General features: G+C 71.5%; 14 protein-coding genes and 1 pseudogene. 8 read left to right on the top strand and 7 right to left on the bottom strand.

The window, feature by feature from the left end:
• Positions 1-7 precede the first annotated feature (7 nt).
• The 4 genes from ACQP12_RS28980 to ACQP12_RS28965 form a co-directional block, all read right to left on the bottom strand.
• Entirely contained in the window at positions 8-520 is a 513-nt protein-coding gene (locus ACQP12_RS28980; protein ID WP_433283356.1) for a methylated-DNA--[protein]-cysteine S-methyltransferase, read from the bottom strand.
• Positions 517-2004, bottom strand: a complete 1488-nt coding sequence (locus tag ACQP12_RS28975) for an AlkA N-terminal domain-containing protein (RefSeq protein ID WP_433283355.1) — start codon at positions 2002-2004, stop codon at positions 517-519. The genes ACQP12_RS28980 and ACQP12_RS28975 overlap by 4 nt, the downstream gene beginning before the upstream one ends.
• Before the next feature lie 378 nt (positions 2005-2382).
• Positions 2383-2877, bottom strand: coding sequence for a hypothetical protein (locus ACQP12_RS28970; protein WP_433283354.1), 495 nt, complete (start codon positions 2875-2877; stop codon positions 2383-2385).
• Entirely contained in the window at positions 2874-3383 is a 510-nt protein-coding gene (locus ACQP12_RS28965) for a SigE family RNA polymerase sigma factor (RefSeq protein WP_433283353.1), read from the bottom strand. Before ACQP12_RS28965 ends, ACQP12_RS28970 begins: the two co-directional genes overlap by 4 nt.
• 175 nt (positions 3384-3558) lie before the next feature.
• Here ACQP12_RS28965 and ACQP12_RS28960 point away from each other — a divergent pair, with 175 nt between their 5' ends.
• The gene (locus ACQP12_RS28960) at positions 3559-4023 is read left to right on the top strand and encodes a hypothetical protein (RefSeq protein WP_433283352.1); all 465 of its coding nucleotides are present in this window, start codon (positions 3559-3561) and stop codon (positions 4021-4023) included.
• A gap of 215 nt (positions 4024-4238) precedes the next feature.
• Here the strand turns inward: ACQP12_RS28960 and ACQP12_RS28955 are convergent.
• Positions 4239-4964 (bottom strand): annotated as a pseudogene (locus ACQP12_RS28955) (EamA family transporter); the annotation flags it as partial.
• A gap of 142 nt (positions 4965-5106) precedes the next feature.
• Between ACQP12_RS28955 and ACQP12_RS28950 the strand changes: the two are divergent.
• The 3 genes from ACQP12_RS28950 to ychF are packed head-to-tail and all read left to right on the top strand — an operon-like array spanning position 5107 to position 7518.
• Positions 5107-5619 (top strand): MarR family winged helix-turn-helix transcriptional regulator, encoded by a 513-nt coding sequence (locus tag ACQP12_RS28950; protein ID WP_357938535.1) that lies wholly within the window; start codon positions 5107-5109, stop codon positions 5617-5619.
• Positions 5620-5649: 30 nt separating this feature from the next.
• Entirely contained in the window at positions 5650-6396 is a 747-nt protein-coding gene (locus ACQP12_RS28945) for a Type 1 glutamine amidotransferase-like domain-containing protein (protein ID WP_433283351.1), read from the top strand.
• Between the two features lie 36 nt (positions 6397-6432).
• On the top strand, positions 6433-7518 hold the full coding sequence (gene ychF / locus ACQP12_RS28940; RefSeq protein ID WP_357938531.1) for a redox-regulated ATPase YchF: 1086 nt from the start codon (positions 6433-6435) through the stop codon (positions 7516-7518).
• Between the two features lie 32 nt (positions 7519-7550).
• On the opposite strand, the gene ACQP12_RS28935 is transcribed toward ychF, so the two are convergent.
• Together ACQP12_RS28935 and ACQP12_RS28930 are read right to left on the bottom strand one after the other, a co-directional pair.
• Entirely contained in the window at positions 7551-8582 is a 1032-nt protein-coding gene (locus ACQP12_RS28935; protein WP_433283350.1) for a tyrosine-type recombinase/integrase, read from the bottom strand.
• 117 nt (positions 8583-8699) lie between these two features.
• The gene (locus ACQP12_RS28930; RefSeq protein WP_433283349.1) at positions 8700-9224 is read right to left on the bottom strand and encodes a hypothetical protein; all 525 of its coding nucleotides are present in this window, start codon (positions 9222-9224) and stop codon (positions 8700-8702) included.
• 156 nt (positions 9225-9380) lie between these two features.
• Between ACQP12_RS28930 and ACQP12_RS28925 the strand changes: the two genes are divergently transcribed.
• The 4 genes from ACQP12_RS28925 (at position 9381) to ACQP12_RS28910 (ending at position 15530) form a co-directional block, all read left to right on the top strand.
• A complete protein-coding gene (locus ACQP12_RS28925) occupies positions 9381-9584 on the top strand; it encodes a helix-turn-helix domain-containing protein (protein WP_433283348.1) in 204 nt (67 codons plus the stop codon).
• Positions 9581-9754, top strand: a complete 174-nt coding sequence (locus ACQP12_RS28920) for a hypothetical protein (protein WP_433283347.1) — start codon at positions 9581-9583, stop codon at positions 9752-9754. Before ACQP12_RS28925 ends, ACQP12_RS28920 begins: the two co-directional genes overlap by 4 nt.
• A complete protein-coding gene (locus ACQP12_RS28915; protein ID WP_433283346.1) occupies positions 9751-10833 on the top strand; it encodes a hypothetical protein in 1083 nt (360 codons plus the stop codon). The genes ACQP12_RS28920 and ACQP12_RS28915 overlap by 4 nt, the downstream gene beginning before the upstream one ends.
• 1358 nt (positions 10834-12191) lie before the next feature.
• Positions 12192-15530 (top strand): type ISP restriction/modification enzyme, encoded by a 3339-nt coding sequence (locus ACQP12_RS28910; RefSeq protein WP_433283345.1) that lies wholly within the window; start codon positions 12192-12194, stop codon positions 15528-15530.
• The last annotated feature ends 13 nt before the right edge of the window (positions 15531-15543 follow it).

Raw genomic sequence — 15543 nt, 5'->3', positions numbered from 1 at the left:
ACCGCTGTCAGCTAGCCGTCACGCGTCCCTCATGCCCGAGAAGCCACTTCTTCACGTCCAGCCCCCACCGGTAGCCGCCGAGCGTGCCGTCGGTGCGCAGCACCCGGTGGCAGGGCACGAAGAGCGCGGCGGCGTTGCGGGCACAGGCCGCCGCGGCGGCGCGGACCGCCGCCGGCCGTCCGGCCAGCGCGGCGAAACCGGTGTACGTGACGGGGTCGCCCGGCTTGACGTCGCGCAGTACCTGCCAGGCCTGTGCCATGAAGGTGCCGCCGGTCCGCTGCTCGACCGGGACGGTGTCGATCGCGGTCAGGTCCCCGGCCAGGTAGGCGCGGACGGCCGCGGTCACCGGCCCGAGGTCGGCCCGCTCGCGCAGCGCGCCGCGCAGTGCGGGATGGACAAGGGGTACGAGGGTCGCCGGGTCGGCGGTGAAGCCGGCCGCGCGTACCGCCCCGTCGGGGCCGGCGAGCACGCTCAACGGGCCGGCGGGGGTGTCGATGACGGTGCTGTCCAGTGTGGTCATGCCGCTCTCCAGAGTCGGATCACCGCGTACGACCGCCAGGGGCGCCAGCGGTCCGCGTACGCGTTCAGGGTCTTCGGGTCGTCGGGCAGGCCGAGCGCGGCGGCGCCCCGGCGTACGCCCAGGTCGGTGGGGAGGAGGACGTCGGGGTCGCCGAGCGCGCGCATGGCCACGTAGCCCGCGGTCCACGGCCCGACCCCGGGCAGCGCGACCAGCCGCCGCACCGCCTCCTCCCGGTCCCCACCCGGTGCCAGGTCCAGGTCCCCGCCGGCGACGGCCCGCGCCACCGCCCGGATCGTCTCCCGCCGCGCGCCCGGCATCCGGAACGCGCTGTCGTCCACCGCGAGCACCTCCTCGGCGCTCGGGAAGGCCCGCAACCCCCACGGTCGATCATGAGGTTGGCCGCCGTGCAGGAGATCGACTTCGCCGTCAACCTCATGATCGGCGGGCGGGGTGGCGGCCGACAGGAGGTGGGTCAGGGTCGTTCGCGCCGACTGGAGGGAGATCTGCTGGGTCGTGATGGCGCGGACGGCCATCTCGAAGCCGTCCACGGCGTGCGGGAGGCGGACGCCGGGTTCGGCGGCCACCGCCGGGGCCAGGGCCGGGTCCGCCGCCAGGGTGGCGTCGACCGCGGCCGGGTCGGCGTCCAGGTCGAGCAGGCGGCGGCAGCGGGCCACCGCCGGTGCCAGGTCGCGCATGTCGGCCAGCCGCAGGGTGGCGGCCACATGCCCGTCGGCCGGGGCCAGCGAAACGGTGCCGGGCCCGTGCGGCAACCGCAACCCCCGGTGGTACGCCCCGTCGCGGACCTCCTCGACGCCGGGCAGCGCGCGCAGCGCCAGGAAGTCCAGCAGCGCCCCGGCGTGCAACGGCGGCCGGTACGCCAGCCGCAGCGTGATGGTGCCCGCCCCGCCGACCGCGCGCCGGCCGCCCCGGCTGGCCCGCAGGTCGGACGGGGTGGCCCCGTACACCTCGCGGACGGTGTCGTTGAACTGCCGGACGCTGCCGAACCCGGCGGCGAACGCCACCTCGGCCAGGCCGAGCCCGGTGGTCTCGATGAGGATGCGGGCGGTCTGCGCCCGCTGCGCCCGGGCCAGCGCGAGCGGACCGGCGCCCAGTTCGGCCCGGAGCATCCGGTGCAGGTGCCGCTCGGTGTAGCCGAGCCGAGCCGCCAGCCCCGGTACGCCGTCCCGGTCGACGACCCCGTCGGCGATCAGCCGCATCGCCCGCCCGACCACGTCGGCCCGGACGTCCCACTGGGGCGAGCCCGGGGCGGCGTCGGGGCGGCAGCGGCGGCACGCCCGCAGCCCGGCGCCCTGCGCGGCGGCGGCCGACGGGAAGAACCGGACGTTCTGCCGCTTCGGCGTCGTCGCCGGGCAGGACGGCCGGCAGTAGATCCCGGTCGACGTCACGCCGGTGTAGAACCAGCCGTCGAACCGCTGGTCGCGGCTGTCGACGGCCCGGTAGCACCGCTCGAAGTCGAGTTCCATGACACCGATCCTGCCTCGCAGGTCGGGGCCGCGGCTGGCGGGATTCGGACGCGGGCGTGCGCGACCGCCGCCGGCCCTCCGAACCGGGCCCGGAGAGACCGGCCCGGCCGCCTCCCGCCGCGACCGCACATGGTGGGTGGAACGCCATGGAGGTCACCGGGGCCCGGATACCTCCATGGCGTTCCACTCACCGGCGAGCGAGCGGCCGGACGGGGCCGGCGGGACGGTCCGGGACCTGTGACACGCGTCCGGACGGGGTGCGGAAGATCCGGCCGGCGCCGTCGGGGGCGGGGCGGCGACGGCGCCCGGCCAGGGTACGGGCGACCCGGCGGGAAGCCGTCGGGCGGGGCGGCGACGGCGTCCGGCCCGGTCGTCGGGTCAGCGGCTGGGGCTGGGGGACGGGGTGGGCCAGGGGCCGGGTACGCCCGGACCGCCGCCGGGGCCGGAGGGGGAGGGGACCACGGTGGGTTCGCCCGGCCGGCTCGGCACGGGCCGGCCCGGCCGTCCCGGCGGCGAGGCACTGGGCCGGCCGGGCGCGGCCGTCGCATCGCCGGACGGGCTGGGAACCGCGGTGGGCGGGCCGCTGGGTGACGGGACCACCGTGGGTTCGGCGGGGGACGGGGACGGGCCGACGGGGGTCGGCGGCGCCGACGGTGCCGCCGGGCGGGGGGCGTCCGCCCCGCCGGCCGCAAGCGCGAACGGTGCGCCGATGAGCACGGCGGCCACCACACCCGCCGCGCCGAGCGTCACGGTGGTCCGCCGGCGGTTCCGGAACCGGCGCTCCGCCGGGGTCAACTGGTCCTGCACTCTGGGTGCCTCCTCGGCAAGGTCGGAGAGGGTGGCGCGGATGAGGTCCTCGAAGGGCGTGTTCACCGCCGTACCTCCAGGAGTTCGACGTCCGGCATGAGCTGGCGCAGCCGGGTCACCGCCCGGTGGGTCCGGCTGCGGACCGTGCCGACCGTGCAGCCCAGCGCCTCGGCGACCTGGGTCTCGGTGAGGTCCTCGTAGTAGCGCAGGACCAGCACCGTGCGCTGCGCCGGCGGCAGCAGCCGCAGCGCCGCCCGCATGGCCAGGCGTACGTCGGTGCCGCCGCTCGGGTCCGGCTGGACCGCCTCGTCGGCTCCGGTGAGCGCCGTCTCCCGGCGCCGCCGCAGCCGCCGCCACCAGCTCACCTGCTCCCGGTACATGACCGCGCGCAGGTAGCCCTCGGGGTCGGCGTGCCGCAGTGTCCGCCACCTCGGGATGGTCTTGGCCAGCGCCGACTGGAACAGGTCCTCGGCCGCGTGCCGGTCGCCGGTGAGCAGGTACGCGACCCGCATCAGCGCCGGCGTGCGGCTGGTCACGAACTCGGCCAGTCGGGCCCGGTCGTCCTCCTCCACCCACCCTCCCGCTCGTCGTCGTCACCAATACAGACGCCCCAGCTCACGTCAGCTATCCCTGGCGTGGCAACGGATTCCGCCGGCGAAAGTGTCGGTAGTGGTCGGTACCGTCGCGCCACCAACTCAAGAAAAGGTGCAGGGGCATGGCGAGCGTGGCCGGGCGGGGTGTCCGCTGATGCGGTCGGGGCGGGCACGGCTGGACGCCGCGGTGGTGCAGGGCTTCTACGACCGGATGCGGGTGGTGGCCCCGGCAGCCTACGGGGCGATCGAGCGGGACCGGGCCGACGACCCGGCGCGGGCCTTCGCCGACACCGCGTGCGGCCGGCTGGTCGGCTCCCTCGACCCGGCCGGGCTTCGTGCGCTCGGCATGTGGGCCCACCACTGGTGCATGCGCTTCTACGACGACGACACCCGGGTCGGCCTGCGGCTGGTCCGGGAGCTCGCCGGCCGGGCCGGGCTGGGCTGGACGGTCGACGAGGTGCGCTGGCTGCTCGACCAGTCGCACGCGGCCGCGCCGTCCGCCGCGCACCGCTTCACCCTGCCGCTCGCGGCGGCGGCGGACCTGCCGTCCGGGGCGCTGCCCGAGGGCCTGGCCGCCGACGTCCCGCTCGACGACTGGCGCCGGCTGCGCGCCGGCTGACGCGCGCCTTCACCAGACGCGGCCGCTCGCGGCAGCCGGCTCGGCGGCGCCGGCTGAGGAGCGCCCGCACCGGGCGCGGCCGCTCGCGGTGGCTGGCCGGGCTCCGCCGGCTGATCGCCCCGCTCACCCGGGGTGGCTCGTCCGGGCAGCTGGCCGAGCACCATGGCGGCGACCGCCACCGCGAACCCGGCGAGCTGGGTCGGGCTGAGCGCCTGCCCGAGCACCAGCCAGCCGAGGGTCGCGGCGGTCAGCGGGCTGAGCGCGCCGAGCACCGACACCCGGGTCACCGGCAGCCGGGCCGCGCCCCGGAACCACAGCACGTACGCCAGCGCCGTGCCGACCAGCCCGAGCCACGCGTACCCGAGCAGGGCCGGCGCGTCCGGCGCGGGCGGCGCGCCCTCGACGGCGGCGGCGACCGGCACGACCAGCAGGCCCCCGGCGACGAGCTGCCAGCTGGTGGCGGCGAGGGTGCCCACCCCGGGCGGCCGGCCCCAGCGGCGGGTGAGCACCAGGCCGGCGGCCATCGCGGCGGTGCCGGCCAGGCCGGCGGCGACGCCCAGCGGGTCGAGGCCGGCGCCCGGCCGCAGCACCACGAGGGCGACCCCGGCCGGGGCGGCGAGCGCGGCGAGCAGGGCCGGCCGGCCGGGCCGGTCCCCCAGCAGGGCGACGGTGAGCGCGGCGACCAGCAGCGGCTGGGCGGCCCCGAGCACGGCCGCGGTGCCGCCGGGCAGCCGGTACGCGGCGACGAAGAGCAGCGGGAAGAACGCCCCGATGTTGAGCGCGCCGAGCAGGGCGGCCCGCCCCCACCAGGCGCCGTGTGGCCGGCGGCGGGTCAGCGCGAGCAGCAGCAGGCCGGCCGGCAGGGCGCGGATCGCTCCGGACCAGAGCGGCCGGCCGGCGGGGAGTAGCTCGGCGGTGACCAGGTAGGTGGTGCCCCACACGGTCGGGGCGGCGGCGGTGAGCGCGATGTCGGTCCAGCGGCGGGCCACGACGACCTCTTTTCCTCGGTGCTAAGTAGCTTAGCCCTAAGCTAATCAGTACCGAGTGAAAGTGGAAGTGGGAGATGGGGCACAATCGACAGCCGTGGCAACCGACGACGTGGACGTGATCGTCGAGCAGTGGCGCCGGGAGCGGGCCGGCATGCGACCCGAGCCGATGGCCGTCTTCGGCCGCATCTACCGGCTGGCCCGGCTGGTCGGCGACCGCCAGGAGAAGGTGTACGCCGGCTGGGGCATCGGCCGGGGCGACTTCGACGTGCTCGCCGCGCTGCGCCGGTCCGGCACGCCGTACACCCTGGCGCCCAAGGCGCTCGCCGCCTCGCTGATGCTCACCTCCGGCGGGATGACCGGCCGGCTCGACCGGCTGGAGCGGGCCGGGCTGGTCCGGCGCTCACCCGACCCCGCCGACCGGCGGGCGCTGCGGGTCAGCCTCACCGACACCGGCCGCCGGGTGGTCGAGGAGTCGGCCGAGGCCGGGCTGGAGGTGCAGCGGCGCATCCTCGACGCGCTGCCCCCCGCCGACCAGGACCGGCTGGCCGATCTGCTGCGCACGCTGCTCGCCGCGGTCGAGGCGGAGCCGCCGGATCGGGCAGGATGATCTCCATCAGCACCGACCGGAAGGACGAGCATGCCCGCCAGTGAACCGACCATCGTCGCCACCAGCATGGGTTTCTTCAGCCGGCACCGCGGCCCGTGGGACGCCCGGCCCAGCCAGCTCTTCGACCTCATGGCCGACCTGGCGCAGGCCGGCGACGCGCCCCGGGTCTGCTACCTCAACCAGGCGGTCGGCGACCAGCCCACCTCGTTCACCGTCTTCTACGGCGCGTTCGCCGGCACCCGGTTCCGCCCGTCCCACCTGGCGCTCTATCCGATGCCCAACGTCGAGGACATCCGCGCCCACCTGCTCGCCCAGGACATCATCTGGGTCGGCGGCGGCAGCGTCGCGAACCTGTGCGCGGTGTGGCGGGTGCACGGCCTGCCGGACATCCTGCACGAGTGCTGGGAGGCCGGCGTCGTGCTCGGCGGGGTCTCCGCCGGGTCGATCTGCTGGCACCTGGGCGGCGCCACCGACAGCTACGGCCCCACCCTGCGCCCGTTCACTGAGGGCCTCGGCTGGCTCCCGTACGGCAACGGCGTGCACTACGACAGCGAGGACCAGCGCCGGCCGCTCATGCACCGGCTGGTCGCCGACGGCACGCTGCCCACCAGCCACTGCACCGACGACGGGGTCGGGCTGATCTACCGGGGCACCCGGCTGGCCGAGGCCGTCGCCGACCGGGAGGGGGTGGCCGCGTACGAGCTGGCCCGCGCCGAGGACGGCACCGTGCGGGAGACCCGGATCGAACCCCGGCTGCTGCCCGCCCGGCCCGCCTGACCGGTACCGGCGGCGAACCGCGTAAGCTGGCTCGTCGTGAGTCTCACCATCGGCATCGTCGGCCTGCCCAACGTGGGCAAGAGCACCCTGTTCAACGCGCTGACCAAGAACGACGTGCTCGCGGCGAACTACCCGTTCGCCACCATCGAGCCGAACGTCGGCGTGGTCGGGCTCCCCGACGAGCGGTTGGCCACGCTCGCCGAGATCTTCTCCTCGCAGAAGGTGCTGCCCGCGCCGGTCTCGTTCGTCGACATCGCCGGCCTGGTCCGGGGCGCCTCCAAGGGGCAGGGCCGGGGCAACGCGTTCCTGGCCAACATCCGCGACGCCTCGGCGATCTGCCAGGTGGTGCGGGCCTTCTCCGACCCGAACGTGGTGCACGTCGACGGCAAGGTCTCCCCGGCCGACGACATCGAGACGATCAACACCGAGCTGATCCTGGCCGACATCCAGACCCTGGAGAAGGCGCTGCCCCGGCTGGAGAAGGAGGCCAAGCTTCGCAAGGACCGGGCCGCCGCCGTCGAGGCCGCCAAGAAGGCCGTCGAGGTCCTCGACGGCGGCACCACCCTGTACGCGGGCGCCGCCGCCGCCAAGATCGAGCTGGAGCACCTGCGCGAGCTGCACCTGCTCACCACGAAGCCGTTCCTCTACGTCTTCAACGTCGACGAGGCCGAGCTGGGCAACGCCGAGTTCCTCGACGAGCTGCGCGGTCTGGTCGCCCCGGCCGAGGCGGTCTTCATGGACGCCAAGATCGAGTCCGAGCTCGTGGACCTGCCCGAGGAGGAGGCCCGCGAGCTGCTGGAGTCGATCGGGCAGTCCGAGCCGGGGCTGGACCAGCTCGTCCGGGTGGGATTCCGCACGCTGGGGCTCCAGACGTACCTGACGGCCGGCCCCAAGGAGGCGCGGGCCTGGACCGTCCCGGTCGGCGCCACCGCGCCGGAGGCCGCCGGGGTCATCCACAGCGACTTCCAGCGCGGCTTCATCAAGGCCGAGGTGGTCTCCTACCACGACCTGGTCGAGGCCGGATCGATGGCGGCCGCGAAGGCCGCCGGCAAGGTCCGGATCGAGGGCAAGGAGTACGTCATGCAGGACGGCGACGTGGTGGAGTTCCGCTTCAACGTCTAGGTGGACCGCCTTTTCGCAGGTCAGGGGGCATCTCATGCCTCCCGAGTCCGCAGGTAGTCCGCAGAACTGTCAACCCCTGCCAGCGTCTCGGCCATCAACGCCGCCGCAGCCTTGCGGGTCTTGTCCTCCGCCGTCGGCCACAGGTGGCTGTACGTCTTCAACGTCACCGCCGGGTTGGCGTGGCCCAGCGCACGCTGCACGGTCACCACGTCGCACCCCTGGGCGATCAACCCGGAGGCGAAGTAGTGCCGGAGGTCGTGCAGAGTGAAGCCCGCGACACCGGCGTCCCGGCAAGCCTTGCGCCACCAGTAGCCGACAGTGTTCTGGTGCGGCGGGTTGCCCGCCTCGCCCTCGAACAACCATCGCTGCGGATCGCTGCCCGGTCGGTGCTGGGCTACGTGGTGCGAGAGGATCTCCACCAGGTCGGCGGCCAGGTAGATGGTGCGCTCGCTGCCGTACTTCGGCGGGGTGATCTCCACGCTGCCCCCCGAGCCGCGCTGCACCTGCCGCCTCACCCGGAGGCTGCGACCGAGGAAGTTCACGTCACCGACCTGGACTGCGGCCGCCTCACCGAGGCGTAGCCCGGCGAACGCGGCCAGGGCGACGAAGGCTACGAAGCGCGGACCGGCGGCGTCCAGCAGCGCCCGCACCTGCGCCGGGTTGGGGATCTCCATCGCCGCCTCGGCGCGCCGGGTCCGGGGCAGCGTCACACCCTCACTCGGGTCCGACGGAATCACCCGGTCGCGGACCGCTGCCCGAAGCACCGACCGGACGTTGTTGTACCGGGTCCGGATGGTGCCCGGCGCGAGCCCGCGCGGCTTGCCCTCACCCCGGTCGGCGGTCTGCATCGCCTTGACCCACTGCTCGATATGGGATCGGCGCAGCGCCCCGAGCTGAACGTCGGCGAAGGTCACGCACCGGGCGGCGAGCCGCATCGCCTTGTCGGTGCCCGTTGCCCACACCTGCCGCGACGCCCACTCATCGAAGTAGCGGGCGAAGGTGATCTTGCCCGCCTCGGGGGCGGCGAACTGGCCGGTGATGATCGCGGCGGTCTGCTCGTCCAACCATCGCTGCCCGTCAACGCGGCGGGTGAAGTGCTTCGCGTGCTCACGGCCGGTTTCGTCGCGGTACCTCGCCCGATACCTCCCGTCGGGCCGTTTCTTGATGCTCGCCATCGTGTTCTACTCCGTGGTCTTGGTCGCGCGGGGATCGGTGACGGTGAGGTAGCCCCGGTCGCGGGCTCGCGTTACCCACCTGCCTGCGGTCGAGCGGGGCACCTCCAGCGACTCGGCCACCCGTGCGGTTGGCGCGTCGCCGACTAGCAGCGCCAGCCGGTAGACGCGGGCGACGTGCCGCAGGGTGGAAACAGCCGGGCCGGGCTGTAGGACCTCGGCCTGATCAAGCGGCCCCTGGGATGCCGTTAGGAGTGGGACGACCTCGCGCGTCACCGCTCGGCGCACCATGCTGGCGACGGGGATGTTGCGGAGGCTCTCGCCGGTGACCTCATGCTCGCGGATGGCTCGCACCGACACCTCCCTGGCGATGTAGCGACCAACCCTGGCGTCGTACTCCGCTGTGAGGTCGACGTACTGGCCGTCGATGTCTTTCCATTCGGCGTGGATCTTCTCGGGGATCGTCAGGCCGTCATCGAGAACTACCTGACCACTGGTGCTAGAGGTCGCCGGGGCGCGGCTGCTGTCTGCCATGTCACCGATGGTGCCCGCTCTTGACCGGCTCCGTCAAGACGAGTGAGTCAGTGTTGACAGAGCCGATCCACACATTGATACTCGTCCCCGTGATACAGCTCCGACAAAGCTGACTCACTCTACATCGCGGCTATCCCCTGGAAGGGAAGAGTGATCATGGGCGAGGACTACCTGACCACCGTCGAGGTCGCCGAGATCGTGCGCACGTCGCCCGAGACGCTGCGGTACTGGCGCCACATCGGCACCGGGCCGACGTCCTTTCGCGTCGGGCGCCGGGTGCTGTATGCCCGCAGCGACGTCCAGAAGTTCATCGACGACGCTCGCGCTGCCGCCACCGCCCGAAAGGACGGCGGACGGTGATGCACAAAGAGCCGGACCGGCGGGTTATGAGCCGCTGCGCCCGTAACACCATCGACTTGAGCGGCAACGCGCCGGCGTATCCGCGCGGTGGGGACCCGCGCCGCCGCATGCGTCTGCATCACCTGCTCGTGAAGCGCCGCCGCTGGTCCAACGAGTTGGACGCCCTGTGATTGACGACGACGGTGTGGTGAACCTGGTGCTCGCGGCGGGGGCTGCTGTTCCTCAGGCTGGGGGTGAGGAACAGCGGAACGGGCTCTACCTCAACGTCGCCGCGTTACTGGACGGCGGGCTGCCGGAGCCACCGCAGCCGGTCCTGCTGCGTCGCGAGGACGGGAACGCCATCTTCTACAACCGCCAGGTCAACCTGATCTTCGGCGACCCCGAGAGCGGGAAGACCCTGGTGGCTCAAGCCGCAGCCAGCGAGGCCCTGAAGGACAGCCGGAAGGTGCTGTTCATCGACATCGACCACAACGGGCCGCAGGCCACGATCTCCCGGTTCCTCGACATGGACGTACCCGAGGAAGTCCTCCGGGACCCGGAGTTGTTCCGGTACGTCGAGCCCGAGGACAAGAACCACCTGATGGCGGTCGTCGCCGACGCCAAGCAGTGGCACCCGGCCGTGGCCGTCGTCGACTCGGTCGGGGAGTTGCTGCCGCTGCTGAGCCTCAGCAGCAACTCGCCGGACGACTTCACGCTCGCCCACAGCGGGGTGCTCAAGCCGCTGGCGCTCGCCGGCGCCGCCGTCCTGGCCATCGACCACTTGCCAAAGAACACCGACAGCCGCGCGGCGGGGCCGACCGGTACGGCAGCAAAGCGCCGAGCGGTCGGCGGGGTTTCTATCCGCGTCACCATCAAGGAGCCGTTCACGCCCGGCCGGGGCGGGTCGGCATACCTGAACATCAACAAAGACCGCCACGGCGGGCTGCGCCGGAACAGCCCCTTCGAGGGCAAGGAGCCGAGCGCCGGCACGTTCAAACTGCGCAGTGGCACCGACACCATCTCGTGGTCGGTCAGCGCACCGAAGCTCGGCGATGCCGCCGCCGCAGTGCGCGTCAGTGTCGACGACCTTGCGGCGCTGAACGACCTGGAACCGCCGCCGACCTCCGTCCGGGACGTCAAGACCCGGCTCGGCTGGAGCAGTGACCGGGCCACCGCCACGCTGAAGGAATGGCGTACCCGGCGTTCCCAGAGCGTTCCTGAGGAACAGGGAACAGGCAACGAACAAGTAGTTCTCCGTTCCTCCCCATAGGTGTGGCGGAACGCGGAACGCCACGTCGAACAGCTTCTACGTCACCCCAACCACCGGAAACGGAAGGTTCAACAAACATGCCCAAGATCAGTTCGGGTGACCTGTGTGAGGACTGCCCGGCCACCGGCACCGTGGCCCAGCACCGGGGAATCCTCGGTCCGGTGCTCGCCGTCACCGTGCTACACGACCACACATGCCCATGGCTCCGCCGAGTCGCCGGGGCCGCCGAAACCGCGCTGGTGCCAGGCCCCGGCGGCGTCGTCATCCATGGCAGGCGCGTGGAGTAGAAGATGGCTTTCCCGATCAGACGGGGCCAGACGAAAGGGCGTACTGAAGATCATTTTGCAGGGGGCTCGCGCAGGCGGGCGGCTAGGTTTTTCATCGGGGGTGGCCTCGGCCGGGGGCGGGGTCTGCGTGATGACGGGGGTGGGGTCGACCGGGGGCGGGTCTGCGCAAGCGACGGGGCGGGCCAAATCGGGGGGCCGCCCTGAGCGTCCACTCCAACCATGAGCCGCCAGGCGCACATCGCCACCACCCATCACCACCACGGCCCGCGCTTGGAGTTCGGGCATCCCCAGGCCGCCATCGATGCGGTGACCCAGACGTGAGCGGTTGGCGCCTTACCACCGACGCACGTACGCACAGGGTTGGGAGTACAGGGTTGGGAGGTGGGTGGCTGGTCGCCACCATCACGACGACCACGATGAACATCACGACGACCACGATGAACATCACGACGATGAACAGCAGGATCATGATCGAACATCACCATGAAGATCAGAGGGATGGGGGGGGGGTGATCACGCGAATGGCGTGATCACCGGACCCTCGCTGTCTTGAACTTGTTTATCCCCCCGGCACCCCCCACACCCCCCTTGCGGCCCGTTGAGCGGCCGGTTGGCGGGCCGTGGGTCACCGGTAACATCACTCCCCACGGTCTCGTGGTCGCCGCCCGTGAATTCGCCGATCTGCCGGTGCGACCAGCCCCGCCCGGCCACGGGGCAGGCTGACAACCACTGCCAGGGGCAGACCGGGCCGACACCATCATGGAGGGGTGGACCTTTGAGGATCGAAAACTTCGAATTCGCGGTAGAGGGTACATATTCCCGGACAGTAATCGGGCTGGTCTGCCCCGACCCGCACTGCGCGGAGCCGTGGATCGACGCCGGGTGGTTCATGGGCGCCGCGATGGAGGCGGCCCGGCGACACATCGAAGTGCTTCACGCCGATGCCGACGAGGGGCGCCGCGGTGACCGTCCGAAGGCGAGGATCCGGCGTAGCTGAGACGGCGCACTGGCGTCGAGTCCGGTAGTTTGTCGGCACACTGCTGAAGCACTCATCGATCGTGGGGGTTACGAGTGCAGGGGCCATGGCTGAACAACGCTGTCCGGGTCTTCGGCGAATCCTGCGCCGCAAAACTCGCTGGGCCAGGCGAGCGGGAAGCGGCGATCCGCACCCCCATCGAGATGCTTCTTGGTGCTGCTGGCAGACACCTGGGCGTACCAGCTGTCTTCCATGATGAGGTCCGCGACACCGAGCGTCAGGTCCGGCCGGACTACGGGGTCAGCGTAGCCGGGGCCATCACGGGCTATGTCGAGGTCAAGGCCCCCGGCAAGACGGTTGACCCGAACGGGCTGCGGGGTCACGACAAGACACAGTGGGAGCGCCAGCGCGATCTGCCGAACCTGCTCTACACCAACGGCACCGAGTGGCGGCTCTACAGGGATGGCGAGCTCGTCGACTCGCCTGTCTACTTCACCGGCGACCTGGACAGCGGCAGCGTCGTTGCCCCGGCGACCTTCGAGATGCTACTTACCACGTTCCTGACCTGGAAGCCGGCGCCGATCACCAGCGTCAACGCATTGGTTCGCGCCGTCGCCCCGCTCACTCGCCTACTGCGCGGCGACGTCCTGGATCAGCTTGCTGCGGAGCGCAAGGCCGTCCGGGGTGGCGCGGACCGCGACGTCCAGCCGTTCCTGGGACTGGCGCAGGACTGGCGCAAGATGCTGTTCCCTCAGGCCAACGACGCCACGTTCGCCGACGGCTATGCCCAGACCGTGACGTTCGCGTTGCTGTTGGCCCGCACCAACGACATCTCGGTGGCCGGGCGGTCGCTGCACACCATCGGTGAGGAGTTGGGTGCGGAGCACTCACTCATGGGCCGGGCGTTGCAGCTGCTCACCGACGACCTTGCGGCCGACTTCAAGGTCACCCTCGACCTGCTCGCCCGCATCGTCGACGCCGTTGACTGGCGGAGGGTGCGCCGAGGTCGGCGCGACACGTACCTGCACCTGTACGAGCATTTCCTCGACGAGTACGACGCCGAGCTGCGGAAGGCGTCCGGCTCGTACTACACACCGGCCGAGTTGGTCGAGGAGATGGTCCGACTAACGGAAGACGTGCTTGTCGCCCGGCTGGACAAGCCGCGAGGCTTCGCGGACCCCGACGTGGTCACCGTCGATCCCGCAATGGGCACCGGCACGTTCCTGCAAACCGTGCTCGAACGCGTTGCGAAGACGGCTGAGGCCCACGACGGGCCGGGCATGAAGGCAGGGGCAGTCACCCTGGCCGCCGAACGAACGATCGGCTTCGAACTCCAGATGGGCCCGTACGCGGTCGCCGAGCTACGCGCTGCGGACCTGCTCGCGCTGCACGGTGCCAACCCGCCGCCTGGGGGGTTGAAGCTTTTTGTGACCAACACGCTCGACGACCCGCACGGGGAGAATATTGAGCTCGGGAGGGGATTGCAGCTCCTCGCACGCGCCCGCCGCAGGGCCAACGAGATCAAAGCTCGTGCCAACGTCACCGTCGTCATTGGCAACCCGCCGTACGCGGAGCTTGCGAACGGCGACGGCGGGTGGGTGGAGAACGGCACCGTCGGTCTTGATGGCCAGCGCAAAGGTGCACCGGCGATCCTGGACGACTGGTACGTGCCCGGCATGGGCCGGTTCAAGGCGAAGTTGAAGAATCTCTACGTCTACTTCTGGCGCTGGGCCACCTGGAAGGTGTGGGGACCCAATCCTGAGCAGGTCGGCGGCGACGACACGGGAGTAGTTTGCTTCGTCACTACCTCCGGCTACCTGACCGGGCCGGCGTTCACCGGCATGCGCAAGTACCTGCGCCGGTACGCCTCCGAGGGGTGGATCATCGACCTGACGCCCGAGGGGCAGACGCCGGACATCCCGACTCGGATCTTCCCAGGCGTGCGGCAGCCGCTCGCGATCGGCATTTTCGTCCGTAGGGCCGACGCCACCCGCGACAAGCCGGCGCTCATCCATCACCGGAGCCTGACGGGACGCCGAGCGGACAAGCTGGCAGCGTTGGCCGAGGTCCAACTGGACGACGACGGCTGGCGGGAATGCCGCACGGAGTGGGATGCCCCGTTGACCCCGGCCGCCGAGAGTAGCTGGGACGCCTACCCCGCACTTGACGACCTGATGCCCTGGTATACCCCAGCGATCTTCCCCACGCGCACCTGGGTCTATGCCCCTAGCCAAGAGATTCTCATGCGGCGATGGGCGGCGCTGATCGGCGAAACGGACCGTGAGCGGAAGGCCAAGCTGTTCAAGGAAGGCAACGACGCGAACCTGGTCAAGGTGAAACCCCGTCTGCCAGGCGACGACACCCACCGGAACCCGGGCGTCAGGGTCATCGACGAAGCCGACCCCGCCACCGCCGTCGTGCGCGTCGGGTACCGGGCCTTCGATCGGCAGTGGCTGCTGGCCGACCCTCGCCTGATGGACAGACCCCGTCGCGAACTCTGGTCCGCCCGCCGGCCAGGCCAGGTGTTCGTCATCGAGCAGCACCGAAAGGTCATCCAGTCCGGCCCGGCGCTCGTTTTCACGGCCCTGATTCCCGACTTCGACTACTTCAAGGGATCGGAAGGCGGCCGGACGCTGCCTTATCTCCACCCCGGCGGAACACCGAATATCGCTCCGGGCCTGACCGCGGCGTTGTCGACGCGGCTCGGCGTCAATGTCACCGCAGCGGACGTACTCGCCTACGTGGCAGGGGTGACGGCTCATCCGGCGTTCACCGCCACCTTCACCGACGAGCTGACCACGCCTGGCGTCCGGGTGCCGATATCTAGCGATACCGCGTCCTGGCAGATCGGTGTCGAACTCGGCGAACAGGTGCTCTGGCTGCATAGCTACGGTGCTGCCTTCACCGCCTCCGACCGACCGGCCGGTTCCGTCCGCTTCCCCAGGGGCGACTCCCGGCAGCCGCTGTCCTTGACCCCGGTCACCTCGATGCCCGAGACGCTCACGTACGACGCGGAGCGCGGCGCCATCTTCCTCGGTGACGGGGAATTCGGGCCGGTGCCAGCGGCGGTCTGGGAGTACGCCGTTGGTGGGCGGAACGTCGTGAAGTCCTGGTTCAACTACCGCAAGAGGGAACCAGGCGGGCGGCGCGGCTCCCCGCTTGACGACATCCATGCAGACACGTGGCAGCCAAGCTGGACCAGCGAGTTCATCGATCTCCTGACGGTCCTCGCACGGTTGGTTGAGCTGGAGCCAGCCCAGGCGGAACTGCTCGCACTGGTCCTGTCGGGCGAGCTGATTACCCGCGACGAACTCACGGCTGATGGGGTCCGCTGGCCTGCCGGCCCATTGGACCGCAAACCCGTCTACAGCAACGAACTGCCCAATGACGGACGGGACATGGACTCCGAGGTGCCGACCCTGCCCTCGCTGTAGCCCCTCTGAAGCG

Source organism: Micromonospora sp. CA-244673 (genome assembly GCF_050948395.1).
In the GTDB taxonomy this organism is placed as follows: domain Bacteria; phylum Actinomycetota; class Actinomycetes; order Mycobacteriales; family Micromonosporaceae; genus Micromonospora.
This window is presented reverse-complemented; position numbering and strand designations above follow the sequence as displayed.

Coding starts and splice junctions, on each gene's coding strand:
- ACQP12_RS28980 (WP_433283356.1), bottom strand. CDS start 520: ATGACCACACTGGACAGCACCGTCATCGACACCCCCGCCGGCCCGTTG.
- ACQP12_RS28975 (WP_433283355.1), bottom strand. CDS start 2,004: ATGGAACTCGACTTCGAGCGGTGCTACCGGGCCGTCGACAGCCGCGAC.
- ACQP12_RS28960 (WP_433283352.1), top strand. CDS start 3,559: ATGCGGTCGGGGCGGGCACGGCTGGACGCCGCGGTGGTGCAGGGCTTC.
- ACQP12_RS28945 (WP_433283351.1), top strand. CDS start 5,650: ATGCCCGCCAGTGAACCGACCATCGTCGCCACCAGCATGGGTTTCTTC.
- ACQP12_RS28930 (WP_433283349.1), bottom strand. CDS start 9,224: ATGGCAGACAGCAGCCGCGCCCCGGCGACCTCTAGCACCAGTGGTCAG.
- ACQP12_RS28925 (WP_433283348.1), top strand. CDS start 9,381: ATGGGCGAGGACTACCTGACCACCGTCGAGGTCGCCGAGATCGTGCGC.